The 8,828-nt window shown below is 70.0% G+C and carries 7 protein-coding genes; 5 read left to right on the forward strand and 2 right to left on the reverse strand.

Features of this window, described 5'->3' with window-relative positions:
• The coding region (locus HY703_09595) for an EAL domain-containing protein (GenBank protein MBI4545437.1) at positions 1-1,439 on the reverse strand (1,439 nt) is incomplete at its 3' end.
• A 297-nt stretch (positions 1,440-1,736) separates the two neighbouring features.
• Here HY703_09595 and HY703_09600 point away from each other — a divergent pair.
• The 5 genes from HY703_09600 to HY703_09620 all read left to right on the forward strand — a co-directional run bounded on the left by HY703_09600 (position 1,737) and on the right by HY703_09620 (position 8,402).
• Positions 1,737-5,054 carry an error-prone DNA polymerase gene (locus tag HY703_09600; protein MBI4545438.1) on the forward strand — a complete coding sequence of 1,106 codons (3,318 nt, stop codon included), beginning with the start codon at positions 1,737-1,739 and terminating at the stop codon, positions 5,052-5,054.
• Positions 5,055-5,090: 36 nt separating this feature from the next.
• A complete protein-coding gene (locus tag HY703_09605; GenBank protein ID MBI4545439.1) occupies positions 5,091-5,348 on the forward strand; it encodes a DUF4160 domain-containing protein in 258 nt (85 codons plus the stop codon).
• The gene (locus HY703_09610; GenBank protein MBI4545440.1) at positions 5,284-5,595 is read left to right on the forward strand and encodes a DUF2442 domain-containing protein; all 312 of its coding nucleotides are present in this window, start codon (positions 5,284-5,286) and stop codon (positions 5,593-5,595) included. Before HY703_09605 ends, HY703_09610 begins: the two co-directional genes overlap by 65 nt.
• Positions 5,596-5,617: 22 nt before the next feature.
• Positions 5,618-7,045, forward strand: coding sequence for a M20/M25/M40 family metallo-hydrolase (locus HY703_09615; protein ID MBI4545441.1), 1,428 nt, complete (start codon positions 5,618-5,620; stop codon positions 7,043-7,045).
• A 280-nt stretch (positions 7,046-7,325) separates the two neighbouring features.
• A complete protein-coding gene (locus HY703_09620) occupies positions 7,326-8,402 on the forward strand; it encodes a PA0069 family radical SAM protein (protein ID MBI4545442.1) in 1,077 nt (358 codons plus the stop codon).
• Here the strand turns inward: HY703_09620 and HY703_09625 are convergent.
• Positions 8,399-8,828: hypothetical protein (locus HY703_09625; GenBank protein ID MBI4545443.1), on the reverse strand; the 430-nt coding region annotated here is incomplete at its 5' end. The two genes, HY703_09620 and HY703_09625, sit on opposite strands and share 4 nt — an antisense overlap.

The raw sequence follows: 8,828 nt of genomic DNA on the forward strand, positions 1-8,828 counted from the left end.
TCCTCGACAGCACCCTCCTCGGTTTGGACCTGGGGAGGCTGGAAGACGTGCGGCGGGTAGCGCGTCGCATACACGTCCTCGAGTAGTTCGGCGGGCCAGAGCTCTTTGTCGCCTCGACGGGTGCGGCGGGCGAGCAGCGGCGGGGCGGGCAGGCGGCAGAGCACAAATCCCCGTGCGGCCCCCTCGGGCAGCGGGGCCAGCCACCGGCTCCAAGGCTCGCCAGGCTCGAACAGGTATCCCTGCCCAAAGAGCGACCCGAGGCTCTTTGCATCCCAGTGTCTCGCGAGGTACTGCTCTTGCCAGTGCGACTCCACCCCTTCCACCAGGAACGGCTTGCCCTCCAGACGGAACCGGCTCAGCGCTCGAATCGTCTCCGGCGGGTCCTGGCCCGCCGCCTCGACGAGGCGCTGGAATTCGCGCACGTCCAGCTTGGCCATCTCGGCGTGCGGCGCTAGCCGGGTGCGCGCCTCTTCGCTCATCTCGTTGACGTCGTCGAGCACGAATCGCAAGCCGTACGCGGCCCCCAGCTTCGGCAGCAAGGCGAGGTCGGTGCCCGCGGACTTCTCGCTGACCTCGAAGGCGAGGCCCTGGAAGAACAGGTGGCTCGAGTGGTAGAGCCACGGGTCGAAGCCGCGGTTCCGCAGTATCTCGGGGTCCAGATTCACGCTGACGAGCAGACGCCGGGCATTCGGGAAACCTTCCTGCTCCGCCAGCTCGCGCAGCGTGTTGGCCGTACGCAGCGCCACGCGAAACACGGCCATATGGACGAGCTCGCTCGGAATCCCCAGAGCTCTTCCGGCCCCGGCGATTTGCCCGAACCCCTCCCCCTGGAGCGTCGTGGCCAGGGCCTCGAAGCCGATCACATGAGGAACCGGCGTCGGCCCCACCACCTGGACGAAAGGCTGGAGGCGGCAGGTGAGGCTGCAGAGGAACTCCTGCCGGTCGGCATCGAGTTGCCGCCATGCGTCGGGCGCCGCCTCTTCCAGCGCTCGCGCCACGTCCTGGGGGAAGGTGACCGCCTCGAAGGCAACCGCCACCGGCGGGACGTAATCCCTGGGGTCGTAGGCGGGCGTGGCCTCGACCAGCTTCGCGGCCTGGCGGTCGTCCAGAGCGGGTGTGCCCTTGAACCAGGCGCGCCGCTCGAGCCCCTTGGGCTTGCGGGCGTCGAATGCCAGGCGGATCGGGACATGCGCCTGCTCGGCCAGGTCGTTGAAGCGCTTCTTGAACCCGCGGAAGTTGATGGCGGCGACTTCGCTAACCGATTCGGGGAAGAGCGTCGCCACGACGTCCGCCAGCACAACGCGGTCGCTGGTGGCGAACAGCTCCTTCAGGATCCGCACGCGGTCGGTGTCGGTCTTCCCCAATTCGCCCGCCTCGATGAGCACGTCCAGCAGCTCCCCTGCTTCGTTCGGGGCCAGCACTCTCGCTGCGTCGGCCATGCCTGCCTCGCTTCCCTCGTGGGGCTGTGTCGGTGCGCCCGGGGGCTTTCGGGGCCCTGAGAGCTGTGCGCAGCAATCGGCCGCTCGACCGTTCACTGCGTTTATAACGCTATAATCTTACCCGGCAGGCCGGCGGCAGTCAAGGATCTTCTCCATGGAGGGACGCCCCTTGTATTCGGCTTTTATTCGGTATAGCTTGTGGGCGACGACGGTTGCCGCTGGACTCGCCTTATCGTCGGCCGGCCACGGCTTTACCGCCCGCGCTGTAACGGAACCCTCTGCGGGATCGGATCTCCCGTGTCGTACGTCGAGCTGCGCGCCCATAGTGCCTTCTCCTTCGGCGATGGCGCCTCGACGCCCGAGGCGCTGGTGGCGCGGGCGGCGGAGCTGGGTTACACGGCACTGGGGCTCACGGACCACGCGGACCTGGGCGGGGTTATCCGCTTTGCGCTGGAGGCGGAGCGCCGGGGGGTGAAGCCCGTGGTGGGCGCGGAGCTGCTGGTGGACGGGTGCCCGGCGGCGTTCCTGGCCCGGGACGAGGAGGGCTACCGCAACCTGGCGGGTTTGGTGACGAGGGCGCGGGTGGGCGAGCTGCGGGTGTGGCAGGGAGAAGGGCAAGGGCTAGGGGAGGGAGAGGCCGAGGCGGCCGGCGCCAAGGGCCGGGGCCAAGGGGAGGGAGAGGGTCGAGGCGCGCCCCCGCGGGGCCGGCCGTCGCTCACCTTCCAGGATATTGCCGAGCGCTCCGCCGGCCTGATCGCGCTGACCGGGCCGGCCGCGGGTGAGATCGCCTCGCTGATCCGGGCGGAGCGGCCGGAGGAGGCGGCGTTCATGCTGGCTCGCTGGGGCGAGGTATTCGCCGGGCGGCTGGCGGTCGAGGTGCAGCTCCATCACGTGTCGGGCGCGGAGTCGGCGCTGGCCTGGGCGCTGATCGAGCTGGCGGAGCGGGGCGGCGTGCCCTGGGTGGCGGCCAATGATCCGCGCTACCTGGACGCGGGCGGCCGGCTGGTGCACGACCTGTTCACCGCGCTGCGGGCCGGCGTGTGCGTGAACACGGCCGCGTCCTGGGGCTTGCTCCACCCCAACGGCGAGTGGCGGCTCAAGTCGCCCCCCGAGATGGCGGCGCTCTGGCAGGGGCGCGAGCGGGGGCTCGAGGAGAGTTGTCGCCTAGCCGGCGAGTGCCGCGCCTTCGACCTGCGCTGGCTGCGCCCGCCGCTCCCGCGCTTCCCCGTGCCGCCCGGCCACGCCTGCCCCGAGCGGAGCCGAGGGGACGATGACTCCTACCTGCGCGAGCTGGTGTACGCGGGCGCGCGCCAGCGCTGGGGCGAGCTGGACGAGCGGCAGCGGGCGCAGCTCGAGCACGAGCTGGGCGTGATCCGGCGCCTGGGCTTTGCCGGCTTCTTCCTGGTCATGTGGGACGCCGTCCGCTTTGCCCGCTCGCGCGACATCCTGTGCCAGGGGCGGGGGAGCGCGGCCAACTCCGCGGTCGCCTATTGCCTGGGCATCACGGCGGTGGACCCCGTGCGCCACGGCCTGCTCTTCGAGCGCTTCCTCTCCGAGGTGCGGACGGACGGGCGTACGGAGGCGCCGGACATCGACGTCGACTTCGAGATGCACCGCCGCGAGGAGGTGCTGGACTACATGTACCAGACGTACCGTCGCCAGCACGCCGCCATCACCTGCGTGACCCAGACCTTCCACGCGCCCAGCGCAGTGCAGGACGTCATGCGCGCGCTGGGCTACCCCGCGGAGCTGGCGTTCAGGCTGTCCAAGCGCATGCACGGCCACGCGCCCTCAGCGGGCGCGGAGATGCTGGAGAAGGGGCTCGCGGCCGAGGCCGGTCTCGAGCTGGGCGATGCCCGCGGCCGCGCGCTCGTCGCCGCCATGAAAGCGCTGGACGACCTGCCGCGGCTCCGCTCGACGCACCCGGGCGGCTTTGTGCTCTCCTGCCGGCCGCTGGGCGAGTACCTGCCCATCGAGCATACCACCATGGGGCGGACCATCCTGCAGTTCGACAAGGACGACCTGGACGCGGCCGGCGTGCCCAAGTTCGATTTCCTGGGGCTGGGCGGGCTGTCCGCCGTGCATCTGGCGTTCGACGCCATCGAGAAGCGGACGGGCGAGAAGCTGGAGCTGTACCGGCTGCCGGTGGACGATCGCGCCACCTTCGAGATGATCGCGCGCGGCGACACTGTGGGCACCTTCCAGATCGAGAGCCGGGCGCAGATCCAGTCGATCCTGCAGACATGGCCCGAGCGGCTGTACGACCTGGTGGTACAGGTGGCGCTGATCCGGCCCGGGCCGATCCAGGCGCGCTTCGTCCGACCTTACACCCGGCGGCGGCGCGGCCTCGAGCCCGTGCGCTGCGCGCACCCGCTGCTCGAGCCGATCCTGCGCCGCACCTACGGCATTCCCATCTTCCAGGAGCAGGCCATGGCCGTGGCCATGGCGCTGGGCGGCTTCAGTGCCGCGGAGGCCGACGAGCTGCGCCGCGCCATGGGACACCAGCGCAAGCTGCCACGGCTGCACGCGGCGCTCGAGCGGCTGCGCTCGCGCATCATCGAGCGGGGGATCGACCCGGCCGTGGCCGCCGGGGTGGTCGAGGACCTGCACTCCTTTGCCAATTATGGCTTCCCCGAGTCCCACGCCTGGAGCTTCGCCCTCATTGCCTATGCTACGGCCTACCTCAAGGCGCACTACCCGGCCGAGTTCTGCCTGGGGCTGCTCAACGCCTGGCCCATGGGGTTCTACCCGCCCGCCACCCTGGTCCACGACGCGCGCCGGCACGGCGTGACCGTGCTGCCGCCCTGCCTCAAGCGCGGGGGGTGGGACTGCACGCTGGAATTCGTACCCGTACCCGAAGAACGGCCGGGTACGGGTGTGGCGGCTGCGCCGCCTGGTACGGGTGCGGGTACGAGAACATCCCCAGCCCTCCGCATCGGCAGGCGCCACATCCGCGGACGGGGCGAGAAGGCGCGGGAAGCACTGCAATCCGCGCGCGCCGCCGGCCCGTTCACCTCCGTGGAGGACGTGGTCCGCCGCGCCCGGCTCACCCGCGCCGATGCGCTGCACCTGGCGCGGGCCGGTGCCTTCGAGGCCTTCGAGCCCGGCCGCCGCAAGGCCGCCTGGGCGGCGCTGCGCGCCGCGGGCGACCTCCTGCCCCTGGCGCCCGCGCGCCACCTGCCCTTCGACCCCCGGGAACTGGAAGGCGAGGAGCTGGTCTTCCTGGACTACCTGGCCACGGGCATCTGCACGCACGGCCATCCCATGGAGCACCTGCGCGAGCGGCTGCGTGCCGCGGGCGTGACCGCGAGCCAGGAACTCGAGCAGCTCGTGGATGGGGAGCGCGTCGTCGTGGCCGGCCTCGTCGTCGCCCGCCAGCACCCGGAGACGGCCAGGGGCACGGTCTTCGTGCTGCTCGAGGACGAGTTCGGCTTCATCAATGTCATCGTCCCGGCCCGCACCTACCAGCGCCACCGCGAGGTGGTGCACTTCGCGCCCTTCCTGGTGGTCGAGGGCAGCTTCGAGCGCGAGGACCGGGCCATCAATGTGGTGGGCCGCCGCTTCCGCGAGCTGACCGCGCGCGAGATCACCTTCCAGTCCCGCGACTTCCGTTGATGCCGAAACGTTCCCGCGCCCCCTTGGTGGCGCGACATCCGGGAATGCCGCGAGTTCTCCGGCGGTGGCCTCGAGCCACGGCATGTTCACGTCCGCCAGGGTGGTGGCGAGGCCAAAGTGTGGATAGATTCGCTCGAGATCGCGGAATCGCATGGCTTCAGTCCCGCGGAAGAGCGAGCCGTACGGAAGCATGTCGAGAGGAACCGGGGATTCCTCCAAAGGGCATGGGATGAGTACTTCAGAGAGCCTCCGGGCCAGAGCAGTGCAGGTGACCGAGAGCCATCTGCTGGTTGAGCTGGAGGACGGCAGCCGGTATTCTGCGCTCATTTCCATGTTCCCCATCCTCGCAGAGGCGACACCGGAGGAGCGCGCCGACTGGGAACTCATCGGCGGAGGCAGCGGCATCCACTGGCCCAAGATCGACGAGCATATATCGGTCTTCAGCATCGTTTACCCGGAGCAGACCATACCTATGGCTCCAGCGCCGATGAGGCGGCACATCCGCCGCAACCAGCAGCGAAGGTCCCGGCGCATGGCTTGACCGGCGGCGTCGTCAGCACAGGATGACCTCTTCGATCCGACAACTGCTCCTTGCCCTTGGCCCGCTCGGCTTCATGGCGGCGCGGGGGCTCGCCCAGACGCCGGCCGCGAAGCCGCCCCGGCCCGTGGACTGGCCGGCGCTCGCCCACGAGACCGTGCGCGTCCTCTCCGACTACCTGCGTATCAACACGACTAATCCGCCGGGGAACGAGCTGGAAGGCGTGCTCTTCCTCAAGCAGTTGCTCGAGCGGGAAGGTATCCCGGCGCAGATCCTGGATACGGCGGAGCTGGGCCCGGGCCGCGCCAACCTGTACGCCCGCCTGAAGGGCAGCGGCGCCAAGCGCGCCATCGCCCTGGTGCACCACATCGATGTGGTGCCGGCCACGCCCCAGTACTGGAGCGTGGACCCGTTCTCCGGCGCGGTGCAGGACGGCTACGTCTGGGGGCGTGGCGCGTTGGACATGAAGGGGCAGGGCATCGTGCAGCTCATGGCGCTGCTCGCGCTGAAGCGCAGCGGCGTCCCCCTCACGCGGGACATTGTCTTCATTGCCAATGCAGACGAGGAAGTGGGCTCGAAAGGCGCGCGCGTGTTCGTGGAACGCCACGCCGACCTCATCCGCGACGTCGAGTTCCTGATCACGGAGGGCGGGGAGAACCCGCTCGAGGATGGCAAGCTGGACTACTACGGTGTGGGCGTCGCCGAGAAGCGCACGTTCTGGCACCGGGTGAGTGTGCGGGGCACGCCCTCGCACGGCTCGCGCCCCACCAGGGAGAACCCGGTCCCCCGGCTGGTCGCGGCGCTGGACCGCATCGCCCGCTACGAGACGCCGCTCCACGTCACGCCTGGCGTCGACAAATACTTCCGCGACATATCCCGGAACTACCCGGCCAGGCAGCGGGCCTGGCTGGCGGACGTGCGCCGAGCACTCGACGACCCCCAGGCCCGGGAGTGGATCCTGAGCCACGTCTACTGGAACGCCATCCTGCGCAACACCATCGCGCCTACGGTACTGAGCGCATCCAACAGGACCAACGTGATCCCGGCCGAGGCCTCGGCCGAGCTGGACATCCGGCTGCTGCCCGACGCGGACAGCGCCAGCCTCCTGCAGACACTCAAGGACGTGGCCGGCGACCCGGCGCTCGAGTGGACGCGCCTGTCCACGCCCGCCGCACCGCTCGAGAACCCCGTCGACAATGAGCTCTTCCGCGCCATCGAGCGGGCGGCCCGCGAGCGCGATCCCCAGGCGCTCGTCACTACCCCCATGCTCACCGGCGCCACCGATCGCCCCATCTACCGCGCCGCCGGCATCATCACCTACGGCCTCTCCCCCTTCAAGGTCGAACGCGCCGAGGTCCAGCGCGGCGTGCACGGCAACGACGAGCGCATCAGCGTGGAGCAGGTCGGCTTCGGCGTGCGCTTCTTCTACGACGTCCTGCGCTACGTGCAGTAGTCGGCCGGCATCGCTCCCCGGCTGTCCGGCGTGCGGGGATCCGCCTCTCTCCCATAGCACCGGCGCCAGCGCGCCGAAAGTTCCGCGCTACGCCACGCGGCCGGCCTCTTGTCTTCGGCTTCTGTTCGGTATACCTTTCATCCCGTACCCGTACCCGTACCCGTACCCGTACCGATAGCCGTACGCCCTTTGCGTGCGGTATTCCGTAGCCGTGGCCGAGCGGTAGCCTGTCTGTATCCCTAGGCGTACCGCCGACGAATCACCCGTTCCCGGGTCTGCCATGCAGTCGAGCCCGCCACCGCTGCGCGGCCGGGGCGCCGCGAGCAACCCGCCCAACCGCTTCGAGCCGCTCGTGGTCCTGCCGGACGCGGCGGCGCGTGACCCGGAGGATCCCGGTCCGCGCACGCGCTTCTTCAGGGACGCCAGCCGCAGCATCATAGCCTACAACGACAGCCCTGACGTGGGTTTCTCGGCCAGTGTGAATCCGTACAGAGGATGCGAGCATGGTTGCAGTTATTGCTACGCTCGCCCGTTCCACGAGTACCTGGGTTTTTCCGCGGGGCTGGACTTCGAGACCAGGATCCTGGTGAAGGAGGACGCGCCTGAGCTGCTGCGCCAGGAGCTGGCCTCACCTGGCTGGGAGCCGCAGGTGATTGCGCTCAGCGGGGTGACGGACCCTTACCAGCCGGCGGAGCGGCGGCTGCGCATCACCCGCCGCTGCCTCGAAGTGCTGGCGGAGTTCCGCAACCCGGCGGCAATCGTGACCAAGAACTACCTGGTCACTCGGGACATTGACGTGCTCTCCGAGCTGGCGCATTACCACGCGGCGGCGGTGAACGTCTCGGTGACGACGCTTGACGAGACGCTGCAGCGGGTGATGGAGCCGCGCACGTCGGTTCCGGCGCGCCGTCTCAGGGCCATCGAGGATGTGGCCCGGGCCGGCATTCCGGTGCGGGTGATGGTGGGGCCCGTGATCCCCGGGCTGACGGATCACGAGCTGCCCTCGATCATCCAGGCGGCGGCGCAGGCGGGCGCGCGCGGCGCCAGCTACATCCTGCTCCGCTTGCCGCACGGGGTGAAAGAGCTGTTCGAGGAGTGGCTCGGGCAGCACTTCCCGGAGCGGAAACGCAAGGTGCTGAACCGGCTACGCGAGCTGCGCCGGGGCAGGCTGAACGACCCCCGCTTCCACCTGCGCATGCGTGGCGTGGGGGTGTGGGCGGAGCAGATCGACGCGCTGTTTGAAGCGGCGTGTCGCAAGGCCGGGATCCAGCGCGGCCTGGGCGCGCCGCTCGAGACCGCGGGTTTCCACCGGCCGGGCGAGGGCCGGCAGCTCGGGCTGTTCGAGGCGAGCCACTAGGGGCGGAACTCGACGCGCTGCAGCTCCTGCCACTCGACGCTGACCATGCGGCCCCCGGTCAGCCTCACGAAGATCCCCTTGTTGCCACTGTCCACGTCGTTCGAACCCTCGAGCTCGAAGCGCCGGCCGTCCCGCAGCTCGACGCGGGCCGCGCTGTCCGACAGGCGCTCGATCTGCCGGAGCTGGCCGAACTCGAGCTGCAGCTCGACCCCCTCCTCCGGGTTGCCGTTCAGCATCTCCCAGGTGTACTCCTCGTCGTCATCCCAGCGCAGGAGCCCGCTGTACTGGCGGCCGCTGCGCGTGTGCACGGTGCCCCGCAACCGGCTCCCACCATCGACGCGCGGCGCCGCCAGGGCGGCGGGCGGCGTCTCGAAGGTGAGGCGGCGGAAGGCGTCCCATTCGACCTTGGCCTGCCCGAAGGCCGCA

The sequence above is a fragment of the Gemmatimonadota bacterium genome (assembly GCA_016209965.1).
In the GTDB taxonomy this organism is placed as follows: Bacteria; Gemmatimonadota; Gemmatimonadetes; order Longimicrobiales; family RSA9; genus JACQVE01.

Bases quoted from the DNA above. Each gene is read 5' to 3' on its own strand.
- HY703_09610 (MBI4545440.1), top strand. From the start codon at position 5,284: ATGAGTACTTCAGAGAGCCTCCGGGCCAGAGCAGTGCAGGTGACCGAG.
- HY703_09615 (MBI4545441.1), top strand. From the start codon at position 5,618: ATGACCTCTTCGATCCGACAACTGCTCCTTGCCCTTGGCCCGCTCGGC.
- HY703_09620 (MBI4545442.1), top strand. From the start codon at position 7,326: ATGCAGTCGAGCCCGCCACCGCTGCGCGGCCGGGGCGCCGCGAGCAAC.